The organism is Kribbella sp. CCNWLW201 (assembly GCF_037203805.1).
GTDB lineage: Bacteria > Actinomycetota > Actinomycetes > Propionibacteriales > Kribbellaceae > Kribbella.
Map to the genome: position 1 here is coordinate 101,049 of NZ_JBBCBQ010000003.1, position 19,764 is coordinate 120,812.

24 protein-coding genes are annotated in these 19,764 nt (G+C 70.2%); 9 read left to right on the forward strand and 15 right to left on the reverse strand.

The features are described from left to right. Positions 1 to 218 precede the first annotated feature (218 nt). Both V9K99_RS15775 and V9K99_RS15780 read right to left on the reverse strand, forming a co-directional pair. Positions 219 to 368 carry a hypothetical protein gene (locus tag V9K99_RS15775; RefSeq protein ID WP_337000252.1) on the reverse strand — a complete coding sequence of 50 codons (150 nt, stop codon included), beginning with the start codon at positions 366 to 368 and terminating at the stop codon, positions 219 to 221. Positions 369 to 784: 416 nt separating this feature from the next. Next, positions 785 to 1,675, reverse strand: a complete 891-nt coding sequence (locus tag V9K99_RS15780; RefSeq protein ID WP_337000251.1) for a hypothetical protein — start codon at positions 1,673 to 1,675, stop codon at positions 785 to 787. Between the two features lie 185 nt (positions 1,676 to 1,860). On the opposite strand from V9K99_RS15780, the gene V9K99_RS15785 reads away from it, so the two are divergent. Then, entirely contained in the window at positions 1,861 to 2,835 is a 975-nt protein-coding gene (locus V9K99_RS15785; RefSeq protein WP_337000250.1) for an Acg family FMN-binding oxidoreductase, read from the forward strand. A gap of 19 nt (positions 2,836 to 2,854) precedes the next feature. Here the strand turns inward: V9K99_RS15785 and V9K99_RS15790 are convergent, their stop codons facing one another. Beyond that, the gene (locus tag V9K99_RS15790) at positions 2,855 to 3,535 is read right to left on the reverse strand and encodes a dienelactone hydrolase family protein (RefSeq protein ID WP_337000249.1); all 681 of its coding nucleotides are present in this window, start codon (positions 3,533 to 3,535) and stop codon (positions 2,855 to 2,857) included. A 129-nt stretch (positions 3,536 to 3,664) separates the two neighbouring features. Between V9K99_RS15790 and V9K99_RS15795 the strand changes: the two genes are divergently transcribed. The 5 genes from V9K99_RS15795 to V9K99_RS15815 all read left to right on the forward strand — a co-directional run bounded on the left by V9K99_RS15795 (position 3,665) and on the right by V9K99_RS15815 (position 8,587). Next, positions 3,665 to 4,828: an acyltransferase family protein gene (locus V9K99_RS15795; RefSeq protein WP_337000248.1), complete on the forward strand. Its 1,164-nt coding sequence runs from the start codon at positions 3,665 to 3,667 to the stop codon at positions 4,826 to 4,828. Positions 4,829 to 4,981: 153 nt separating this feature from the next. Beyond that, positions 4,982 to 5,641: a hypothetical protein gene (locus V9K99_RS15800; RefSeq protein ID WP_337000247.1), complete on the forward strand. Its 660-nt coding sequence runs from the start codon at positions 4,982 to 4,984 to the stop codon at positions 5,639 to 5,641. Then, positions 5,602 to 6,936 carry a heparinase II/III domain-containing protein gene (locus tag V9K99_RS15805; RefSeq protein WP_337000246.1) on the forward strand — a complete coding sequence of 445 codons (1,335 nt, stop codon included), beginning with the start codon at positions 5,602 to 5,604 and terminating at the stop codon, positions 6,934 to 6,936. Before V9K99_RS15800 ends, V9K99_RS15805 begins: the two co-directional genes overlap by 40 nt. Positions 6,937 to 7,190: 254 nt before the next feature. Beyond that, entirely contained in the window at positions 7,191 to 7,421 is a 231-nt protein-coding gene (locus V9K99_RS15810; RefSeq protein ID WP_337000245.1) for a hypothetical protein, read from the forward strand. 17 nt (positions 7,422 to 7,438) lie between these two features. Further along, entirely contained in the window at positions 7,439 to 8,587 is a 1,149-nt protein-coding gene (locus V9K99_RS15815) for a site-2 protease family protein (RefSeq protein WP_337000244.1), read from the forward strand. Positions 8,588 to 8,596: 9 nt separating this feature from the next. Here V9K99_RS15815 and V9K99_RS15820 read toward each other — a convergent pair whose 3' ends face one another. Genes V9K99_RS15820 through V9K99_RS15865 form a run of 10 tightly spaced genes read right to left on the reverse strand, consistent with a single transcriptional unit; the run spans position 8,597 to position 16,542 of the window. Then, on the reverse strand, positions 8,597 to 9,031 hold the full coding sequence (locus V9K99_RS15820; RefSeq protein ID WP_337000243.1) for a universal stress protein: 435 nt from the start codon (positions 9,029 to 9,031) through the stop codon (positions 8,597 to 8,599). Further along, positions 9,028 to 9,654 carry a V-type ATP synthase subunit D gene (locus V9K99_RS15825; protein WP_337000242.1) on the reverse strand — a complete coding sequence of 209 codons (627 nt, stop codon included), beginning with the start codon at positions 9,652 to 9,654 and terminating at the stop codon, positions 9,028 to 9,030. The genes V9K99_RS15820 and V9K99_RS15825 overlap by 4 nt, the downstream gene beginning before the upstream one ends. After that, positions 9,651 to 11,030: a V-type ATP synthase subunit B gene (locus V9K99_RS15830; RefSeq protein ID WP_337000241.1), complete on the reverse strand. Its 1,380-nt coding sequence runs from the start codon at positions 11,028 to 11,030 to the stop codon at positions 9,651 to 9,653. Before V9K99_RS15830 ends, V9K99_RS15825 begins: the two co-directional genes overlap by 4 nt. Next, positions 11,027 to 12,754 carry a V-type ATP synthase subunit A gene (locus V9K99_RS15835; protein WP_337000240.1) on the reverse strand — a complete coding sequence of 576 codons (1,728 nt, stop codon included), beginning with the start codon at positions 12,752 to 12,754 and terminating at the stop codon, positions 11,027 to 11,029. The genes V9K99_RS15830 and V9K99_RS15835 overlap by 4 nt, the downstream gene beginning before the upstream one ends. Beyond that, a complete protein-coding gene (locus tag V9K99_RS15840) occupies positions 12,742 to 13,269 on the reverse strand; it encodes a V-type ATP synthase subunit E family protein (protein WP_337000239.1) in 528 nt (175 codons plus the stop codon). The genes V9K99_RS15835 and V9K99_RS15840 overlap by 13 nt, the downstream gene beginning before the upstream one ends. Continuing rightward, complete coding sequence (locus V9K99_RS15845) at positions 13,266 to 13,487, reverse strand: V-type ATP synthase subunit F (RefSeq protein ID WP_337000238.1); 222 nt, start codon at positions 13,485 to 13,487, stop codon at positions 13,266 to 13,268. The genes V9K99_RS15840 and V9K99_RS15845 overlap by 4 nt, the downstream gene beginning before the upstream one ends. Next, a complete protein-coding gene (locus V9K99_RS15850; RefSeq protein WP_337000237.1) occupies positions 13,484 to 13,870 on the reverse strand; it encodes an ATP synthase subunit C in 387 nt (128 codons plus the stop codon). The genes V9K99_RS15845 and V9K99_RS15850 overlap by 4 nt, the downstream gene beginning before the upstream one ends. After that, positions 13,867 to 15,186 carry a V-type ATPase 116kDa subunit family protein gene (locus V9K99_RS15855; protein ID WP_337000236.1) on the reverse strand — a complete coding sequence of 440 codons (1,320 nt, stop codon included), beginning with the start codon at positions 15,184 to 15,186 and terminating at the stop codon, positions 13,867 to 13,869. Before V9K99_RS15855 ends, V9K99_RS15850 begins: the two co-directional genes overlap by 4 nt. Further along, a complete protein-coding gene (locus tag V9K99_RS15860) occupies positions 15,173 to 16,099 on the reverse strand; it encodes a hypothetical protein (RefSeq protein ID WP_337000235.1) in 927 nt (308 codons plus the stop codon). Before V9K99_RS15860 ends, V9K99_RS15855 begins: the two co-directional genes overlap by 14 nt. After that, positions 16,099 to 16,542 carry a hypothetical protein gene (locus V9K99_RS15865; RefSeq protein ID WP_337000234.1) on the reverse strand — a complete coding sequence of 148 codons (444 nt, stop codon included), beginning with the start codon at positions 16,540 to 16,542 and terminating at the stop codon, positions 16,099 to 16,101. Before V9K99_RS15865 ends, V9K99_RS15860 begins: the two co-directional genes overlap by 1 nt. A 238-nt stretch (positions 16,543 to 16,780) precedes the next feature. Here V9K99_RS15865 and V9K99_RS15870 point away from each other — a divergent pair, with 238 nt between their 5' ends. Together V9K99_RS15870 and V9K99_RS15875 are read left to right on the forward strand one after the other, a co-directional pair. Further along, on the forward strand, positions 16,781 to 16,993 hold the full coding sequence (locus tag V9K99_RS15870) for a DUF1918 domain-containing protein (protein ID WP_337000233.1): 213 nt from the start codon (positions 16,781 to 16,783) through the stop codon (positions 16,991 to 16,993). A 23-nt stretch (positions 16,994 to 17,016) separates the two neighbouring features. After that, the gene (locus tag V9K99_RS15875; protein ID WP_337000232.1) at positions 17,017 to 17,802 is read left to right on the forward strand and encodes a sigma 54 modulation/S30EA ribosomal C-terminal domain-containing protein; all 786 of its coding nucleotides are present in this window, start codon (positions 17,017 to 17,019) and stop codon (positions 17,800 to 17,802) included. 13 nt (positions 17,803 to 17,815) lie between these two features. On the opposite strand, the gene V9K99_RS15880 is transcribed toward V9K99_RS15875, so the two are convergent. Together V9K99_RS15880 and V9K99_RS15885 are read right to left on the reverse strand one after the other, a co-directional pair. Continuing rightward, positions 17,816 to 18,619, reverse strand: coding sequence for a universal stress protein (locus tag V9K99_RS15880; protein ID WP_337000231.1), 804 nt, complete (start codon positions 18,617 to 18,619; stop codon positions 17,816 to 17,818). A 100-nt stretch (positions 18,620 to 18,719) separates the two neighbouring features. Beyond that, the gene (locus V9K99_RS15885; RefSeq protein ID WP_337000230.1) at positions 18,720 to 19,091 is read right to left on the reverse strand and encodes a hypothetical protein; all 372 of its coding nucleotides are present in this window, start codon (positions 19,089 to 19,091) and stop codon (positions 18,720 to 18,722) included. A gap of 151 nt (positions 19,092 to 19,242) precedes the next feature. On the opposite strand from V9K99_RS15885, the gene V9K99_RS15890 reads away from it, so the two are divergent. Next, complete coding sequence (locus V9K99_RS15890) at positions 19,243 to 19,713, forward strand: universal stress protein (protein WP_337000229.1); 471 nt, start codon at positions 19,243 to 19,245, stop codon at positions 19,711 to 19,713. The last annotated feature ends 51 nt before the right edge of the window (positions 19,714 to 19,764 follow it).

Here is a 19,764-nt window from a genome sequence, read left to right on the forward strand (position 1 = left end):
CGCCTCGGTCAGGTCGACCAGGCCGGCTCCCCGGTAGCCCGCTCGCCGCAGGCGGTGCGCGGTCACCGTGACCAGGCCGAGCACGCGACCAGGCGGAAGCGCACCGGAGTACTCGCAGGCGAGTTGTTCGCCGAGGTGGCGGATCGCCAGCTGCGTGTCCAGGATCTCCATGGCTGTCCTCCTCGGCCTCCAACGATGCGCCGCAGCCACCGGGACCATCAGGGCCTTTGGTCCCACAGCCCGGTGCCGAACGGCTCCCCCGCCGACGGCCGCTCGATCACGGCGGAGATGATGACGGCTCGACGGCCGGAGATGTTCATGCGTTCGTTGGAACCTGAGAGGCGCAGCGTCAGCTGCGGCGCTCCCACAGCACCGAGGCGATTCCTGCGCCGGGACGGGTTCTGTCGCGGTGATTCGGGGAGAGTTTTCCCTGCGGAGACGGGAGAAACCCGCCCATGTCCCGGCCACTCGGACCCGGCGACCACGTCGCCGAAGCCATCCACAGGTCGGCCACACCTCGCCGCGGAAACACACTGGCGTACCGGGAGCTCTGCAGCGGATTCAGTACGTCGCTGCCATCGCGCCACCACCCGACTGACCGCGACGGGCCAGCCCACCCAACGGTGGGTTGGCCAACCAGAATCCGGTAGGCGAACCCACACGCCGGTAGGTGAACCCACACGCCGGTAGGTGAACCCACACTCTGGTTGGCTGACCCACCAGCTCGACGCCATCCCTACGGCGATACCGGAGCCGGGACAGCGCACGGTTTCTTGATGACGGACTAGCAGGCGAAGAGGTTGATGTTCCAGGTGTCGTCAGCGTCCAGGGCTGCGCTGAAGGCGATGCCGCCGATGGTGCCGTCGACCTCTGGCGTTCCTGCGACCGGGCCCCACGTGATGGCCGGCAGGCGGGTGAAGACCGCGCCACCGCGGGAATCGCATCCTGCGTTGGCCGTCTGGACGTAGCGCACGAGCAGCAGGACCTCGGCGGTGCGCCGCGACTGCTTCGGCAGCTCGGCGATCGGAGGAGTCGCGGCTGCCAGCGCCCGCGTCGCGGCAAGATCCCGATCGAAGCGTACGGCGGCGGCGTGACCGTTGCGCAGCTCTCTCAGCAGGCCGGCGGTGGTGTCGTGCGGGGCGGCCGGCGGTGTGCTCTGGAACGACGTGAGAGCGGAACGCCGCGATGACAGATCGCTCAGGACGAGAATCACCGACTGCAGCAGATCGTGCGGCATGCCTGCCGGGATCGCGCCGGCGACCGGGTCCAGATCCGCGGCCCGCACCGCGCGCGCCACGGTGGGACTCACGTCCGTCCACGGTGGCCCCGAGGCATTGATCGCCGCGGCCGCTGCGCGCAGTTGCCGGTCGAGGGTCGCCGCGCTCGAGAGGAACGGCTCGAGCGCGGCGACGGCACTCGGCCGGGTCGGTGACGTGCTGGCCGACGGTCGCGGTGTCGGACGTGACGTGGGTTCGGCGGTCGGTGGCTTGGTTGTCGCCGTACCAGTCGTTGTCGATGACGGGACCGGGCCAGGACCGGACGGCGTCACCTGCTCGTCCTCGCGCAGAACCAGAACGGTGGTGACGCCCACCACCAGCGCGACCGCGACGGCCACCGCGAGGACGACCAGAAGTCGCCGTCCGGCCTTGTCACGGGACCGAGAAATCCTCAGCATGATCAATCCCCCTCTTCCGTCACCCTGGCGCCGTTTGTCGATCGTCCGGCTTTTCCGGCAGCCCAGGGCAGGGGCGGCGGTCAGCACCTCGCGTGCCGAAGGTCCCAGCAGGTCGGGACCGACGCCGCTGTCTCGGGCGCGCGGCATCACGAGAGGCTGAGACCGGCACCGATGGGAGGACCACGATGAGCACGACGAAGACGCTGACCCAGGACGAGGTGAGCATCCTGCTCACCGCAGCCGTCCACGCCCCGTCCATGCACAACACTCAGCCATGGCGTTTCGAGATCGACGGCCCGGTGATCGACATCCTGCTCGACCCCGAACGGACCCTGCCGGCATCCGATCCGGCCGACCGCCTCACCCGCATCGGGCTGGGTGCGGCCGCCTTCAACGTCCGCGTCGCCGCGGCCCTGCTGGGCCACGAGTCCACCTTCGCGATCGATCCCGACCCGGCGACCCCAGAGGTGATCGCGCGGATCTTCCTGGCCGACCGCGGCGCACCCGTGCCGGACCTGAGCTCCCTGTACGGCGCCATCGGCCGGCGGCACACCTATCGCGGACCGATGACCGATCAGACCGTGTCGCCCAAGGTGATCCAGAGCCTGATCGAAGCGGCCCGCTCCGAGGGAGCCGAGCTGCGGGTGCTCAACGAGGCGCAGCGATCCCGGCTGGCCGGGATTCTCCAGGCAGCCGATCTGCTGGAGCTGCGCGACGAGGATCGTCTGCACGAGCGGGCCCGATGGATCGGCGGTGACCGTTCGACCGAGGGCGTCCCCGACCAGGCACTCGGTCCACTGCCTGTCGGTCCGGCGGCGTTCCGCGACCTGTCCGCCGGATTCGACCGTCCGCACCGTGGCCGGGCGGTGTTCGAGGAGACGCCGGCCATCATGGTCCTCAGCACCGACAGCGAGGACGAACCCGCGTGGGTGCAGGCAGGACTCGCACTGCAGCGAGTGTTGCTCACGGCAACTTCCTACAAGGTGGCCGCGTCCTTCCTCAACCAGGTGGTCGAGTTCCCGGCTGTGCGTAACCAGGTCCGGAACCTGATCGCCGCGACCAGCTGGCCCCAGCTGGTCATCCGCCTCGGGTACCCCACCCAGGAATCCGGCCACACCCCTCGCCGCCCCTGGAACGACGCCCTCGACCACTGGCACTGACCCCACAACCGATCAGCGGTCAGGCCTCCGGCCGTCCTGGCGTACCACCGCTGACGTGCTCGGCGAAGAAGGCCAGGACTCGCTGCCAGGAGTCCGTTGCCGCAGCTGGGTCGTAGTTGCGCCACTGGTCGTTGAAGAACGAGTGCCTGGCGTCCGGATAGACCTTCAGATCGTGAGGAACACCGGCCGCCGTCAGTTCGCGTTCCAGCACGCCGGCGGCCTTGGTGGTGAAATCCTTGCCCGGCCATGATCCAACGACCGGGCACAGCCGGCGGATCGCCTCCTGCGGCCTCGGCGCCGCGCCGTAGAACGGCGCTATCGCGGTCAGCCGGTCGTCGGTACATGCCCAGGTCAGGACGATGGAGCCGCCCAGGCAGAACCCGATGGCGCCGATCCGGGCAGCATCCGTGTCGGGATGGCCGGCCAGTCGCCCGAGCGCGGCCTTGAGCGCCGGAACCCCGTAGTGGTCGAGATTCCCGGCCAGCGCGCCCGCGAACATGCGCGCCATGCAGACCGCGCGGTTGCGGCCTTCGAACAGGTCGACGCCGAGCGCGGCGTACCCCTCCGCCGCGAACCGCCGGCAGATGCCCCGGATGTTGTCATTGAGCCCGAATGCCTCGTGGATGACGACCACGCCCGGGTGCGGTCCCGCTCCGTCGGGAAGGGCCAGAAAGGAACTGTCGAGCGTTTCGGTCCTCATCGCTCCAGTCTGACCCTGACCGGAGGTCCCGGCCACGGGGGAACACGACCCGTTCCACTGCTGACCTCTGGCCCTGGCTGCTGTCTGGTTCGCCGGAGAAGGCTGGAGCCGGGGCAGGAGGTGGGATCGATGAGGTTGCGGGCGAGAGAGAGCGCGTCGGTGGTCGAGTGGGCGTCGACGCGCCGGCCCTACCTGGACAATCTGAAGGTCGTTCTGATCACGACTGTCATCGTGATGCACGCGGTGCTCGGCTATGCCTCGATCGTGGAGGCCTGGACCTACACCGAACTGCGCGAAGTCACGTTGGCGCCGGCCACCGAGATCGCGTTCGTCGTGCTGGCGAGCCCGTTCGGGTTCTTCCTGATGGCGCTGCTGTTCCTGGTCGCCGGGCTGCTCACACCGTCGTCACTCGAGCGCAAGGGTACGGCGCGCTTCGTCGGCGACAGGTTGTTGCGTCTCGGTGTTCCGTTCGTGCTGTATGTCCTCATCGTCCAGCCGACCCTGACCTACGCCCTGGCCCATCCCTTGGGACGCGCGCCGGGGTCCTATTGGGCGGAGTACCTCGGCACCGAGCGGCGACTCGACACCGGTCCGCTGTGGTTCGTCGGCGTCCTGCTGATCTTCTCCGTCGGATACGCCGGCTGGAACGCCGTGCGCCGCTCGACTGCCTCGAAGGGGCTGATCAGCCTGCGCACGCTGGTCCTGGCGGCGGTCGTCGTGGCTCCGGCCTCGTTCGCCATCAGGCTGATCTACCCGTATGGATCGGAGAGCGGATTCACCGACCTCAACTTCTGGGAATGGCCGGTCTGCTCGACGATGTTCGCCCTCGGCATCAGCGCGTCCCGGCAGGGCTGGCTGACAGCGGTACCTGAACCTCTCGCGCGTCAGTGCCGCGTCCTGACCCTGCTGGGGGCTCTGGCCATGGCAGCGCTGCTGGTCGTCGTCGCCTCCCGCGACCTCGTCGACGATGCGCTGGGCGGCTGGCGCTGGCCGGCCATCGCCTTCGCGGTCGTCGACGCCGTCCTGACCATCTTCGGCTCGGTCTGGTTGCTCAGTGCCGCGCAGCACCGACTGGACCGGAGATACCGATGGGGCCCTTGGCTCAGTCGCAGTGCCTATGGCGCCTTCATGCTGCAAACCCTGTTCCTGCTCGGGATCGCGATCGCCCTTCGTCCACTCGGGCTGCCCGCGGAGGTCAAGGCACTGGTCGTCGCTCTCGGCGGTGTCGCGTCTTCCTTCGCGGCCGCCTGGTTCCTGATCAGCCGGGTTCCCGGAGTGGCCAGGGTCCTGTGATGCCTGCGACAGAAGGCCTTTGGGCACCGTTCCCGAAGCCCCGATGGTCCCGCTCACGTTGGGACTTTGGGCTCTGCAGACTGTTCTATACCGGTCAGACCCTCGAAGGGATCGTCGCACACATGGCGACGCGTCCAGGGAGGGGACGAACCGATGAGATCGAGGACACTGGCCGGGGTAGTCGCAGGAATCGCCATCCTCGCATTGGGGGCCGGAGCCGCGAGGACGGCGTCGCCCGCACCGGCGGCGCCACCGGGGATCACGATACTGCCCGATCTGCCGGAACCGGGCGAGGCACAGTTCGTGCCGGGGCAGAGCAACTACGTGCCGCCGACCGCGCCACCGGCGCAGGACGTCGGGAAGAACGCGGTGCAGACACTCGCGGCGCCGTTCTATGCGTGCCCGGGCTTCAGCGGTCTCGACCGCCAGAATCCGCTGGCGAACCTGTACAAGGACGTGTTCACCTGGGCCCCGTACGCGCCGTACCAGGTCGGCAGCGGCGGCGGGAACATCAACTGGTCGCTGAACCCGTACAAGAACGCCAGCTGGTACATGTGGTTCCACTCGCTGCGCTGGCTCGGCCAGGGCATCATTGCCGCGGGCAACGGTGACCTGACCGCGCTGACCCGGGTGAACACGATCGCCTACGACTGGAGCCGGGACAACCCGTACTCCTGGAAGAGCAACGTCGGCGCGTGGGAGTCCACGATGCACCGGACCAACGTGCTGATCTGCCTGCGGCAGGCCATCCTGTCCGGCCTCCAAGTCACCACGTGCCGACCCGGTATGCCTGGCTGGATGCGGCGCTGCTGAGTCACGCGCGATTCCTCACGAACTACTGGAGCGGGGCGTGGAACCACGGCACCGACGAGAGCATCGCCCTGTTCGGCGTCGGCGTCACGCTGAACAGGACCGACTACAAGAACCTCGCCCAGCAGCGACTCGCGGCCGCGATCACCACCTCGATCGATGCCCAGGGCTCCACCAACGAACAGTCGACCGGCTACGCGGCGTTCAACTACACGCTCTGGGGCCGCGCCATCACCGCCCTGCAGAACGGCGGCGTCGACCCCGGTACGACGATGGTGACCCGACGAGCGTTGCTGGCAAAGTGGCTCGCGCTGGCGACGAACTCGCTCGGCAAACTGCACCAACTCGGTGACACCGAGGTCCAGGCGACGTACCCGTGGGCGGGAGCGCCGATGGAGTACGCCGGCTCGCTGGGCACGAAAGGGACGGCGCCGCCGTGGCGGGTCGGGATCTACTCGGCCGGCTACGTCTTCGGCCGCACCGGCTGGGGCACCGATGCCGGCCGGGGCTTCGCCGGCGAATCGACGTACAGCATCAGGTTCGGCCCGGCGCGGGCGTTCCACGGGCACCTCGACCACACCAGCATCACCTACACCGCACGAGGGCGGGATATCGTCATCGACGGCGGGTACGCGGCCTACTCGGCCGGCGTGTGGCGCACCTGGACCGTCAGCCCGAGCGCGCACAGCGTGATGACGACGCCGACGTCGACCACCCTGAACCAGGTGACGAAGCTGACCGCGTCCTCGGTGAAGGCGAACGCGGAGTCGTACCAGTTCACCGATGTGCCGGGTTCGGGGATCAGCCGGGTCCGTTCGGTGCTGGTGCTGAAGGATCCGGATCTGATGGTCACCTGGGACCGGGCGTCGGCGACGACCGCGCAGGCCTTCCAGACCCTGTGGCACCTGCCGCCGGATCAGCGGGCCTCGGTCTACTCGCGCACGACCGCGGTGGCGATGGCGCCCGGTGACACGACCCGGACGATCGTGTTCCAGGTCCCGTTCCGCCAGGTACTGCCGCCGGGCGCGATCCTGGTCAAGCAGGCACAGACCAACCCCATCCAGGGCTGGCACTACCCGAGCAGCAATGTCCGGAAGTCCGCACCGACGCTGATGCTCGCACGATCCGGCAAATCGGCCTCGATCCTGTCCTTCGTCGTCCCGGTCCGGGCGACCGGCTCGGTGACGTACACGACGCGCTGGTCCGGTACGACGTTCATCATCAACCTGAACGTCGGCGGCCGACCGGTCTCCGTCGCCATCTCCGGAGGTGGATCTCTCTACCGGGCGACGCCCTAGGCCCCAGCCCGACCGCCCAGTGGTTGTCCAGGGCAAGTTCCGCACCACGTCCGGATCGCACAAGGACCCTCGGACTGGGGACTTTCGGCCCTGATCCGGGACGCGCACCGGGCATGCAATGGAGGTGGGACGAGGGAAGCCAGGCAAAAGGGTACGGAGAAGCGGACCCCCCGCCGCGCACCGTACATCTCGGCCCGCTGCAGTAGCGGCGGTGGGCTTCCCTCGCTCCCACTGCGAGACACGGGAGGCGACAAATGACCGGCGGCCCCAACGAGTACCCCGAGCAAGACCCCGGCCCGCTTCGCCGGGCGAGCGGCACCTCGTGCTGTGTCCCGGCCGGCGGCGAGCGGCAGCCCTGGTCGGCCAAGGTCACCTTCTCCGGCGCCACCGATCCCGCCGTGACCATCGTCGCGTCGACCGGTGGTCACCTGCAGCGCGTCGAACGCTTCGCGATCACCGGCGCCCGGCCCGGCTCCACCAACTGACATCACAGGAGGACGCCGTGCGGCAGACCATCCGGTTCGGCCGGATCGCAGGTGTCGAGGTCGGCGCCAACTGGTCACTGATCCTGCTGATCGTGCTGGTCGCCAACGGGCTCGCCGCCGTCGTCCTGCCCGAGCTGACGCCGGGACATGCGGCGGCCGCGTACTGGACCGCCGGTGTCGTGTGCGCGCTCCTGATCGCCGGTTCGGTGCTCCTGCATGAGCTCGCTCATTCGATCGTCGCGCTCCGGGCCGGACTGCCCGTGCAACGGATCACGTTGTGGATGCTCGGCGGAGTGAGTCTGCTGGGCGGCGAGCCGGCCACGCCCCGGGCCGCGTTCTGGATCGCGGCATCCGGTCCACTCACCAGCCTCGCGCTCGGCGCGGGATCCGGTGCCGGCGCGCTGCTGCTGGACGCGGCCGGAACACCGCAGTTGATCGTCATGTCGGCGTGGTGGCTCGGCACGATGAATGTCTTCCTCGGCCTGTTCAACCTCCTGCCCGGGAACCCACTGGACGGCGGCCGGATCCTGCGGGCCGTGCTCTGGTGGCGGTCAGGGAATCCGGACCGGGCCGAGATTACGGCGGCCAAGGCCGGCCGGGTGCTCGGCTACCTGATCGCCGCCCTCGGCTTCGCGCAATGGCTCGACGGGCAGTTGGCCGGGCTCTGGCTGCTCCTGATCGGCTTCGTGATCATCACTTCGGTGACGGCGGAGTCCGCGGCGGCCCGGATGCGTATCGCCCTCGGTACGACGACGGTCGCGGACGTCATGTCGCCGCCCGGAGTCACCGGCTACGCCTCGATGGCGGTCGGGCGGTTCGTGACCGAGGTCGCGCCGCGTACCCGTCAGGTGGTGTTCGCGGTGGTGGATCTGGACGGGCATCCCACTGGAACGGTCTCCTTACGCAGGCTCACCCGGGTCCCGGCCGGTCTGCGCACGTCGACCCGGCTGGCCGACGTCCAGACGCCGTTGAAGGACGTCCCGGTCGCGCGGCCGGACGAATTACTCGCCGACCTCGTCAGCCGGATGACGCAGGGCAGCGACGAACTCGCACTGGTGCTCGAGGACGAGCGCCGCCTGGTCGGTGTGGTCACCGGGTACGACGTGGCACGTACGGTCCAGCTCGCAACGCTGCACCCGGTCCGGCCGGAACCGAGTCCCACCTGACCGCGGTCATCACTGCGGTGTCGGTGGTACGACCAGGACGGGGAGCTCGGAGAACTCCAGCAGGAGCTCGACGTTGACCGCCGTACGGCCGGCTGTCTGCTGGCGGGGCTCGCGCGCGACCACGATCAGGTCCGCGCCGCACCGGCCGGCGACCGCCAGTACCTGCTCGGCGCCATGGCCGGACAAGATCTCCGTGTCGGTCCGGACAGCTCGAAGAGCTGCCTGAGCGGCCACCCGCGACAGCATCGCGACCGCTCCCCTGGCGCGCCGCTCGGCCGCCTCCGGAATGTCGGCTGCCCGCAGCGTGGCGTCGAGCACGTGATCCTCGAGCACTGTGACGAGCGTCAAGCTCGCACCGATCGCCGCAGCCAGCTCGGTGGCCAGCCGCGCCGCCCGTAGCGCCGCCGCGGAGTCGTCCACCACGACCAGAAACCGGTCCATCATCGATCCTCCCCCGTCGACGCCGTGGCGGCCGCGCCACGCGCCGCCCAACGCAGCCGCAGATTCTCCTCGCGCTCGACCTCGTCGAGTCGCTGCTCCAGCTCGGCCAGCCGGCGGTCGAGCTTCGGGATCCAGCGCACTTCGAGCGCGCGCTGTTGCTGGCGGGTGAGCTCCAGTTCGTCGGCGACCAGGGTGGCCGCGCGCCGCGCCGCGGCCAAGTTCACGGCCGCGACAACAGCTGCGCGGTGCGCCTGTACGGCGTAGGACAGGGCGGAGCTCCCGGCCGGTTCGGTCCGCGGGGCGAACCTGACGTCGGTACGGGTCGGATGCCGCACGCCCATGGTCGCCTGGTAGCCGATGATCACCTCCGCGGTGCCGTCCGGGATCGCGGCGCTCAGTCCGCGCTGGCCGTCCAGGGCCGTGCTTCGCCGCAGCCACTGCGAGGCGACGCGCGCCTCCTGCTCGAACGTCTCGGCAGCCCGGGCAGCAGCCAACTGCAGGCGTTCGGATTCCACCGCGAGCGCTTGTTGTTTGCGATCCAGCAACTCGACCGCCCGGCGTGCGGTGGCCAGCCGGCCGGTCAGCGCGAGCCGGCCGGCGCGTCCGGTCATCGGGCCGCCGGTCATCGTCCATCCCCGGCAAGGTGTTCGGCGAGCGAAGCCCGCGACACCATCGTCAGCTCACGCCGGGGCAACACCGACAACGCCCGCCAGATCCGGTCCAGGGTGTCGTCGAACCCCCTGGCCTCGTTGCCTCGCTGCCGCAGCAGCGAGTCCTCCAGAGCGGTGGCGTAGGCCAGATAGCCCCGGTCGGTGTCGCTGAGTGCGGCGACACCGATCAGGTCCGCCAGCTCGGCCGCCTGGCGAGCACGCGCGAGTGCCGCGATCGCCTGTGCGGCGATCTCCAGATGGTCGTCTCTGGTCCGGCCCGGGCCGGCGCCGTTGCGCATCAGGCGGGACAGCGAACCGAGGACGTCGAGCGGTGGATAGAGACCGCGCGCGTGCAGGTCCGCCGACAGCACGATCTGCCCTTCGGTGATGTAGCCGGTCAGGTCCGGCACCGGATGAGTGATGTCCCCGGCCGGCATGGTCAGCACCGGCATGATCGTGACGGATCCAGGCCGGCCCCGGATCCGGCCGCACCGCTCGTACAGTGAGGCCAGGTCGCTGTAGAGGTAGCCGGGATAGGCACGCCGCGCCGGAATCTCCTGACGAGCGGCCGCCACCTCCCGAACCGCTTCGCAGTAGCCGGTCATGTCGGACATCACCACGAGCACGTGATTGCCCTCGACGAAGGCGAAGTGCTCCGCGACCGTCAACGCGATGCGCGGCGTCAGCAGCCGTTCGATCACCGGGTCGTCCGCGCTGTTCAGCACCATCACCAACTCCCCCGAGGCGGCGCGTTCCTCCAGCGCCGTACGGACGAAGTCGATCTCGGCGTGTGGCAGTCCCATCGCGGCGAAGATCACCAGGAACGGCTCACCGGCCGCCGAGGCCTGGGCGGCGACCTGCGTCGCGAGCTGCAGGTGTGGCAGACCGGGCGCGGAGAACACCGGCAGTTTCTGCCCGCGAACCAGCGTGGTGAGTGCGTCGATCCCCGACACTCCGGTCAGCACCGGATGCCGCGGTGGTTCGCGCTCGACCGGGTTGAGCGGCCATCCGTTCACCGCGGCGGTGATCGGCCCGAGTACCGGTGGCCCGCCGTCGAGGGGGTCGCCGCGCCCGTCGCAGATCCGGCCGAGCCAACCGCTGCCGAGCGGAACCCGGAACGGGCTGCCGCTGAACCCGACCCGGACCCCACCGGGACGCATGCCGTCCGTGCCTTCCAGCACCTGCAGTACGGCGAGGTCGTCGGCCACCTCCAGCACGACTCCATGGCGTTCGGTGCCGTCGTCGAGCCGGACCACGGCGGACTCGTCCCAGCCGACGTCACGGACTCCACGGACAACCAGCAGCGAACCGCGCAACGACTCGACAGCGCCGTACTCCAGCTCTGAACTCACGGCAGTTCCTCCAGCGCAGCGAAGATCGTCGCCCAGCAGCTGGCCAGGTCCTCGGCCGTGGGAGCTTCCTCCCGGGCCCTGACCAGGGGACCGAAATCGAACTCCTCGAGTTCCGTCGCCGCGACTCCCCGATCGACCAACGCCAGACAGCGGTCGACGACGTCGAGGACCAGCTGCAGCAACGCCGCGCCGCGTTCGACGGAGCAACTGGCATCGATCGGGTGCAGCGCGTTCTGTGCCAGCACCGCGTCCCGCAACAGCCGGCCACCGAGGATCGTCATTCGCTCCCGGCCCGGCAGGGTTCGCGTCCCGACGATCTCCGCGAGCTCGGTCAGCCGCGCGGCCTCGGCCAGCATGGTCATCGCCCGGGCTCGCCGCGCGGCCCAGCCCTGGTTGTCGTGGCCGGCGTACCAGGCACCCGCGGCGGCGACCTCGTGAGAGTACGACGCCGTCCAGCTGACCGCCGGATAGTGCCGTGCATAGGCGAGATCGCGATCCAGGGACCAGACTCCGCTGACGAACCGCTCGGTCGCGGTGGTGACCGGCTCGGTCAGGTCGCCGCCCGGTGGCGACACCGCGCCGACCACAGTCACCGACGCCGTCCGGCCGCCGTGGGTGCGGACCCGGCCCGCTCGTTCGTAGAAGGCGGCGAGCGCCGACGACAGATCGGCCGGATACCCCTCCTCGGCCGGCAACGCACCGGTCCGGGAGGCGAACTCCCGCAACGCCTCGGCCCACCGCGACGTCGAGTCCGCCACCACCACCGCGTGATACCCCATGTCCCGGAAGTACTCGGCCACGGTGATCGCGGTGAAGACGCTGGCCTCGCGGGCCATCATCGGCATGTTCGAGGTGTTGGCGAGGATCACCGTACGGTCGATCATCCGGCCACCGGTGCGAGGGTCGGCGAGCTCGGCCAGCTCGCCGAGGACGTCGGCCATCTCGTTACCGCGTTCACCACACCCCACGTAAACGATGACGTCCGCGTCGCACCATTTCGCCAGCTGCTGCAGGAGAACGGTCTTGCCGGTGCCGAAGCCGCCCGGCACCGCGGTTGTCGAGCCGGCACCGATCGGGAAGAGCAGATCGAGGACCCGCTGACCGGTGTGCAACGGGACGAAGGCTTCCTCGCGATACTCGAACGGTCGCGGACGGCGCACCGGCCACTGCTCGAAAAGCCCGATCTCTACGTCGCCGACCCGTGCCACCGGCTGGTCGGACGACACCTTGCCGGCACCGACCAGCAACCGCAGTTCCCCGCGGACGCCCGGCGGCACCAGCACGCGGTGCTCGATCGCTCCGGCACCGGTCACCACCCCGAGCACCGTGCCCGGCCCGACTTCGCGGATCTCCCCCGCACCGGGGACGAAGTGCCAGCGAGTGGACGCCGACTCGTTCGGCGCCAACGGTTGCGGAACGAGCCAAGTCGGTGCCGACGACAACGGGCGCAACAACCCGTCGAAGACCTGCCCCAGCAGGCCCGGTCCGAGGCGCGCCGACAACGGCCGGCCGGTGCGATGGACCGGGTCGCCGACCATCAGGCCACCGGTGTACTCGAAGGCCTGCAGGGTGACGGTGTCACCGCGGATCGCGACCACCTCGGCCGGGATCCGCGGACGACCCAGCTCCAGCACTTCGTACATCGCGGGGTCCGGCACGTTGCGCGCCTCGACCAACGGGCCGTTGATCCGGCGAATCCGGCCCGGCGACGTCAGGCCGTCCACAACGCCGTCACCTCCACACTCGATCGGTCGAGGGCTCGCTCCGCCAGCGCCGGAAGACTCAGGTCCAGTCGCCTGCTGCCCACCGATGCCACGACGCCACCGTCCGGGCTGTCCGTCACCATCGCGTCGGTGCCCAACCAGGCCCGGGCCGCTTCGACCAGTTGTTGCCGGAGCTCTGCGTAGTCAGGCTCTTCGGCCAGTCCCGTCGCGGCAGTACGGCACCGTCGCCGCAGTTCGTCGTACAGCTCGCGTTGTGCCGCCAGGACCGTCCGCCGCGCCTCCCGGCGGCTGTCGGCCATCCGCGCCGCGACCGCCGCGGTCGCATCGGCCTGTCCGTCGGTCCGCGCTGCGGCCAACATGCCGGCCGAGGTACGGCGTGCGTCGGCGAGCAGCTCGTCCTTCTGGCGCTGGGCCTTCAGCCGGACGGCGGCAGCGTCGGCGTGAGCCGCGGCCAGCAAAGCTGACCGGACCGGATCCAGGGCGGCATCGGCAGCCGCCGTCAGCGGCCTGCTCATGGCGGCAGGACCACCGTCAGCACCGTCGACGATTCCAGCGTCTCCCGGCCGACCGCCGCAGCGGCCGCGGGCGTGAGGAGCACCACCCCGACGTCATCGGGCAGCTCGCGCCAGCACCGCCGTACCTCGTCCGCTGTCGTTGCCTCGAGCAACCGTACGCCGGCGGCCGCGTAGCCCGCCGCCAGAACCGGCGCGCCCAGGACCGCGATCGTCGTCATCGAGCCTCGCCCACCAAGATGATGGCGACGATCAAGCCGTAGATCGCGATGCCCTCGGCGAGTCCGACCACCACCATCGCCCGGCCGAACAGTTCCGGCCGCTCACTCATCGCGGCCAGCGCGGCGGCACCGGTGTAGGCGACCGCGATACCCACCCCGATCGCGGAGCCCGCGACCGCGATGGCCGCGCCGAGCAGTGCGGACCCGTTGGCCGTGGCCGCGGCGGCCCGGCCCGCTGTGGCCACCTCCGGCCGGCCGGCCGCGAAGCCCCAGTCCGCGGTCACGATGGCGATCAACAGGGTCACGGCGGCGAGCAACAGCAGTACGTTCGCGACGGTCAGCACGACCGCGGCCCGAGGATGCCGGCGAAGGAAGGTTCTCACGGTGTCACCTCCAACTCCTCCGCGGGCAGCCGCCACGGGCGGAACGGTCGTCCGTCCGCTTCGAAGACCCGGGAGAAGAGTTCGTAGTATTCGAGCCGAAGAGCCTGGATGGCTGCCACCAGCGCCTCCAGGGCGAATGCGACGGTGGTGCCGGCGAGCAGCACCAGGACGGCACCCAGCCGGCCCGGCACCGAACCGCCGTCCCACAAGGCGACTGTGCCCTGCCAGACGATCGCGCCGAGCGCCGCATGGGTGAGGCCGAACGCGGCCAGGCGCGCGAACGAGACCACGTTCGAGCCCAGCCGGACCACCACGTCGAACAGTTCCACGGTTGCCTGCAGGACCCCGGCGGCCCCGCCACCGGCTGCCGTCAGCAGCCCGATGAACGTCAGCACCAGGCCCGCCACCGCCAGCAGGACAGCACCGGCCAAGAGTCCACCGCTGCCGAAGTAGATGCCGCCGGCAACACCGCCGAGGGCCAGGAACAGCAGGCTGCCGGCGATCCCGGTCCGGGCGTACAGCGCGAACCCCCAGCCGCCCTCGCGGAAGCGGTTCACGATACCCAGGGCGTACGCACCACCCAGCAACACCGCCCCGACACCGATCGCGGTCAACAGCAGGGTGATGACGTCGTCGACCGGAGACAGCCACACCACCGGGACCAGGCCGGTCGGACCGAACATCTCGCCGTACAGCAGGCCGAAGACGACGCTGGTCGCCCCCGCCCCGGCGAGGAACGGCCAGGCCCGCCGGAGCTTCGCCAGCCGGGTGAACCGGCCGCTGTGCACGATCGCCGCGGCGGCGAGCAGGAGCAGGCCGTGACCGACGTCGCCGAACATCATTCCGAACATGGCCACGTACGCGAGCCCGGCGACCAGCGACGGATCCACATCTGCGTAGGGCACGGTGGTGTAGGTCTGCACCAGGAGCTCGAATGACTGGCCGCGGCCCTTCTGGCGCAGCAAGGTCGGCGGCTGGATGCCGGGCGGCGTGGGGAGCGGTACGGCGGCAGCATCGACAGGCGCCAGCGCCTCGGTCAGATCAGTCAGCGCCGCTGCCGGTGTCCAGCCCAGCAGGGCTGTCACAGGCCCATGGTGGACCGCTTGCGCCGTCCGGCGCCGAAGCTCCAGTTCGCGAGCCGACCAGTCCGGCTGACGGTCCGCGACGACGGCGAGTTCGACGTCGGTCTGCACCGGATCGAGTTCGACCACCCCCGACGAACTCAGCGTGGACAGCAGCTCGCGCGTGTGCTCTGCCGGCACGAGCAGGGCAATGCGCTGCATGCGCACCGGCCGGACGGCGTCACGCCAGGACATCGAGCACCTCCCCCGGCCCGGCGCCGACAGCCGCGTCACCGAGGGCCACCCGCACCCGCCAGCCATCGACCGCGAGGACGGCGACGGCACCCAGGAAGGGTTCGATTCCCGGGGTCCCGTGCCGCAGCAGGCGGAAGCCGTCGGACTCGATCCGCGCGGCCAGTCCCGCCTCGGCCCGCCAGAGATCCGGCGGGGACCCGACACCGTCCAGGACCCATCGGCCGGCCGCCGGAACAGTGTCGCGCAGCGCCGCGACAGAACTCGCCGTCATCCAGTCCGTGCCGATCAGCGGGGCCGCGGCCCGCACCACCTCCTCGGCCGGACCAGTTGTTGTCACGAGCAACTGTTTGGCCGCCACCAGGGTCGCCGCACCGGTCACCCACTCGATCGCCGGTGCTGCTTCCGCGGCCACCATCCGCAGCCAACGCAACAGCAGTACGTCGCGCAACGCCGCCGGTGTGGTGTCGCCGGGGTCTCCCCACGGCGATGCCCTGAGTGCTTCACGCAGCGCTGGTGCGGAGGTCGTCGCCGCGATTCTCGGCCAGGACAACGCCAGGCTGCCGAGGTCGTAGTACTGGTGTGACCGCTCGGCCCCAGCCAGGTTCCGCGCGAGCGTCTCGATGTTGGCGCGTTCGTAACGAGCCCCCAGTGCCCGCGCCAACCCGACCGCCGACCTGGGCAACCAGCCCGACAGGACCCGCAGGTGCCACAACTCGAGTTCCGTCACCACCCGCTCCGCCTGCGACAGCGGCGTACCCGGCACAGCTGCCCGTGCGTACGCCGTCCCGGCCAGCAAACCGAGTGCGTCGGACAGCCCCGGGCTGAGCGCGATCCGTCGCGCCGCGCCGGCGCCGAGACGACGGCGCGCCATCGCCTTCGCGCGCACGCTGGCCGCGACCCAGCCCGCATCCATCACTCCACCCCGGCCCGGCCGGCACTGTCGCGGACTCGCGCCACGATCAGGGCGACCAACTCGTCCATCCGCTCCTGTCCCCGCCGGATCACGAGATCCGCCTCGGCCGTCGCCGCGACCAGGACCCGCTCCGCGGCGGCCTCCCCGCCAGCCCGGATCCCGGCCGCCGCCTCGGCACGCTCGGCCGGCACCCGGGCTCCGGCTCCGTCGACCAGGCCGGCTGCCTCGCGCTTCGCCGCCGCCACGAGGTCCGCGGCCTCCTGTTCGGCACGCGCGCGAACGTCGCGGCAGTCCGCGATCACCTCGTCCAGAGCGTCGAAGACACCGACAAGCTCGGCAGGTACACCGGACCGCGTGTCCACGGGTACGCCGACCGGCGGCCCGGCGCTCCCCGGTGTGCCGACCGGGCGGAAGCGACGCAGCCGGTCCAGCATCACGCTCATCGCTTCCCCCTTCGATCGTGTCGCGGACAGAGCCCTGCCAGCATCGTGACCGCACGCCGTTCGACTCCCCAGGGCCCAAGGTCCCGTCCGCGGCGGCAACGGACCTTCGCGGGCTGTGCAGGACCTTCGATCCCTCCAGACCGGGGACTTGGCCTCTGCCCGGTCCGCCGGAGCAGTGGTGTGCTGGCAGTAGGCGCGCCCGCGAAACAGCGCGCGACAGACCGGAAGGGGCAGGACCATGAAGGCAGCACCCGGTAACTGGCTGGTCATCGAAGGTGTCCATCTGAGCGAGCCGAAGCGGCACGGCCTGATCCTCGAGGTGCACGGGCCGGATGGAGCCCCGCCGTACCTCGTCCGCTGGGACGACACCGAAGCCGAGACCCTGTTCGTCCCCGGCCCCGGCGCCCACATCCTGACCACGGAGCAGATGACACAGCTGCACACCCGCTGAATCGCGTATCAAGGGGGGATGAGATGACGATCGGCAGCCGCAACGCCGTGCTCGGAGCACCCGTGCTGATAGAGGTGCTCACCGACGGCATTCTGCCCACGAATGCCGCTGAAATGATTCGCGACCGGCTGGCACCGATCCTCGGCGTCCGGGCGGCTCACAGCCGGGTCCGGCTCACCAGGCTGAGCGAGCCCGGGCTGGCTCGGCCGGTCGTCGGGCAGCTCGATGTCCGGCTGGCTCAGCACCATCTGCGCGCGCAGGTGGCTGCTGCCACGATGCCGGAGGTCGGGATGATGCTGGCAGCCAGGGCGGTCGCACAGTTGCGCCTGTTCCCTGGCGCACTGGCCGAGTGCCTGCTTCGGCACAGTCCGACGCCACTGCCGGTGTGGTTCCCGGAGATGCGACCACCCGGCACCCGGCAGGTGGCCCGGCACAAGATGTGCCGGCCGGCTGCGATCACGATCGACGAAGCGATCGCCGCACTCGAGGCGGGCGACTACAGGTTCCATCTGTTCTGGGATCGCTCCAGCGGCCGGGACAGTTTCGTCGTCCGAACCGGGCCTGGCCGCTACCGGCTCGTTCAAGCCGCACCGGACCGGACTCACACCCGGGCGGCTTCCGGCCTGATCGAACTGGCCCCTGCCCTCTGGCGCACCGTGGACGAGGCGATCGCCCGGCTGGACCTGACCGGTGCCCCGTTCGAGATCTTCGCCGAGAAGGCGACCAGACGCGTCTGCGCACTCTATGCGAGGTACGACGGCCACTACGGGCTGCTCGGGCCCGCGACACAGCTCCGGCTGCCGTACTGACCGCCAGGTCGAGTCATGCCGGGGTGTGCACGACTGCGATCGAGCAGGATGCCTGGTGGAGGAGATCCTGACCGACAGAGCCGACCGGAGGGCCGCCCACCTGGCCATGCCCGCGCGATCCCACCACCAGCAGCGAAGCGTCACGTGTCAACTCGGCCAGCGCGGCCGCCGGTCGTCCCATCACCACGGTGACCTGCACCCGAACACCCGGGAACTTCTCCCGGTAGGGCCGAACGGTCTCGGCCAGCCCGGTCTCCAGCAGCGCCCGCTTCGTGGCCACGGCCGAGTCCTCGTCGTACGGGTGCGGTGGTTGCCAGGAATACGTCACCGTCAACGGCACGCCGGCGCGGTCCGCTTCCTCGAACGCGAAGGCCACCGGCTCCTCGCAGTTCGCCGTCCCGTCCGTGCCGAGCACGACCGGGCCTGGCCGGTTGTTGCCCCGAACAATGATCACCGGACAGGGCGCCGCAGCGATCACCGCCGCCGCGGACCGGAGTCCATCAGTCCCGCCCTGATCGCACAGGGCGATCAGGGTCGCATCAGCAGCCGCGCCGAGGATGGCCCTGGCCGCCGTACCGTGGACGACCTGGCCCGAAGCGCGACCGGCGCCGAGTCGATCGACCGCGTAGGCCACCGCGGCATCCAGTTCGGCCTGGCAATCCTCGAGTGGGAGCCGGCCCGATTGGTCCAGGCACGGGCGGACCACCCGCACCGCGGCGCCACGGCCGGCCGCGGCCTCGACCGCCCAACGCAAGGCGGGCCGGCTCTGCGGCATCTCGTCGATACCGACAACGATTTGCTCTGCCGGTGCAGTCATCAGAAGGGGCCCTTCGCTCGCCGGCCCTTGGTACAGCGGGGCCGAGGTTCGGCCGGCGTGGCGGTGCTTCCGTCACGCCGGCCGGTGCAGGGCGGCTGGATCAGACCGGGTGACCGGCGTGGTGCCACCAGCCGGCGTGGTCGATCAGCATGATGGCCAGAACGACCAGGATCGACCCCATGAAGAGCGCCAGCAGCAGTTCTGCCGCCGCGGTCTCCGCGAAGCCCAGTGCGACGATGCCCAGTACTGCGGACACGATCGCGATCCCGATCTCGGTCTTGCCCAGCCGATCCCGCGGGTTGCCGCTCAGCAGTAGCCCGAACGCCGCCGCGCCGAGCAGCAGTCCGACAGCGGACATACCACGGGCGTCCTCCACGAACGGCATGTCGCCGTCGATCAGGTAGCCGACGTAAGGCACTGCGATTGCGACGACCAGCAGAGTCGCGACAAGATCCCTCGCCTTCAGCCTCATCAACCTCACCTCCTTCCCCTACACCTCCACCGTCCACCCCGGCCGCGCACGGCGGCAGTGCCACAGGTCGCCCGCGCGACGACCCAGGTCCCGGCCGGTCAGGGTCTTCCGGCCCTGGGCGGGTCGCCGACCGGGGACGTGGAATTGGAGAATGAGCAAGCAGCCGGCAAGCGTTGCCACCCTCGACTCGCCTGATGCGACGGCCCCGGTGGTCGTCGTACCGGACGGGTGGGATCCGACGCAGGTTCAGGGCCTGATCGTGGTCGGCGTCATTGCCTCGGGGGGATCGCACGAAGCGATCGGATATGCCTTCCGGGCGGCCGCGACGCGGGGCGGCGAACTGATTCTGCTGTACGTCCTGGAGGGCGCTCCCACCCGCCCGGATCAGCCCTGGTATCCGGCTGCGCGGCAGCTCGTCACGCGCGCTCTGGACGGCTGGCCGGACAAGTTCCCCGACGTGACGTTCCGGACCCACTACCGCCTCGGCGACCCCGCCGACGTCCTCGCCCGGTACTCGCAGGTCGCCGACCTGGTCGTGGTCGGAGGGGCGTCGTCGACACCACTCGGAAAGAGCCTGCAGGAGCTCAGCAAGTGCCCGATCGCATTCACCGGTGGTCACTGACAGTGCCCGGAGAGCATCCTGAGAAGACCGGACTCCGACCAGCGAGGAGAG